A 1,155-nucleotide genomic window follows, 5' to 3' on the forward strand; every position below is an offset into this window, starting at 1 on the left:
ATCGTCTTGAATGGTGCCGATTGCGTACCCGTGTTGGAATCGGAACCGGTGGTTGAAACATACAGGTTGTACGTCGTAGCCGTAGTCGTTGCCGTGCTAGTAGCCGCAGCTATAGTCGTATCCGTAGTCGGAGTGGGGCTCACGGATCCGTTGGAGTCTGCACTGGCTTGTGCACTCTTCAAGAATTCAGGTGACGTGGTTTGCGACGTATCAGTACCCGAACCACCGCCGCATGCGGCCAACAGGATGGTAAAACTTGTGCACAACATGGCGCGCGGCGAAAGTTCGAATGATGATATTTTTAGCATGAAAATTTTCCCAAGGCATTGATTTAAGCGAACCTTTTTGAGATGCATCAAGTTGCGTAGTTCCACTATTTCCCGAAAAAAATTTATTATTGGCAAATAATCAATTGCAAGAAACTATTTTTAAAACAACATTGTTTTTATGAAAACAGCGTGATGCCGCCTAGCAAATCCGGCGATTGCGCCTGTCAAGGCGCCACTTTTTCGACCGAAAGTGATAGCTCCTTTTCAACGAAAAAAATTTTATTCAGGCAAAAAAAAACCGCGATTAAACGCGGTTTTTTGACTGAACGATGCCTATTTTTCAATTGGCAGGGAGAAAGAATTGCCGATTTTTTTGGCTATATGGAAACGTTGACGCATCGCATGTTGAAACTTGAGCAATTGCTGCTCTGGAATTTTCAGGGGTGTTTGCAAGGCAGCATGCCGATCCGGCAATCCACACCTGTCCTCCGTGGCATGCGTCTTATGCAACGTTGGTTCGGATTGGAGGCCTGCCGATGGCGAGGCACGTGGTCATTTACTGGAAGGATTGGGTACGGGAACAGGGCCGAGGTGCCAACACGGAAATGGACTGATCTGCCTGTTCTATCCATTCGCCCGGGAGTGGACAATTACGCCGACGCGCATTTCGCCAATCCCTTCTGGTAAATTTCTAGGCCCTGGACGCGTCCTGCAAAAAAAAACAGGGAAGTCGATTGTCGTCGACTTCCCTGCGATCATGCGTGACCGGATCATCTGATTGGTGCGACGGATGTCATTGGCGCTATTGACCTGACAATGCTATTTATCTAACCCGCAGCTCCAGGTTCAGCGCCCCCAAACCCTTGCGCTTAGTACTTATACGCTC

The 1,155-nt window shown here is 48.5% G+C and carries 2 protein-coding genes; both read left to right on the plus strand.

From position 1 onward, the window contains the following. On the plus strand, nt 1-330 hold a 330-nt coding region (locus tag ACFOFO_RS26175), incomplete at its 5' end, for a hypothetical protein (protein ID WP_390333496.1). A gap of 128 nt (nt 331-458) precedes the next feature. After that, the gene (locus ACFOFO_RS26180) at nt 459-956 is read left to right on the plus strand and encodes a hypothetical protein (protein ID WP_390333498.1); all 498 of its coding nucleotides are present in this window, start codon (nt 459-461) and stop codon (nt 954-956) included. Nucleotides 957-1,155: the final 199 nt, after the last annotated feature.

The organism is Pseudundibacterium arcticum (assembly GCF_042646465.1).
Classification (GTDB): Bacteria; Pseudomonadota; Gammaproteobacteria; order Burkholderiales; family Burkholderiaceae_D; genus Undibacterium_A; species Undibacterium_A arcticum.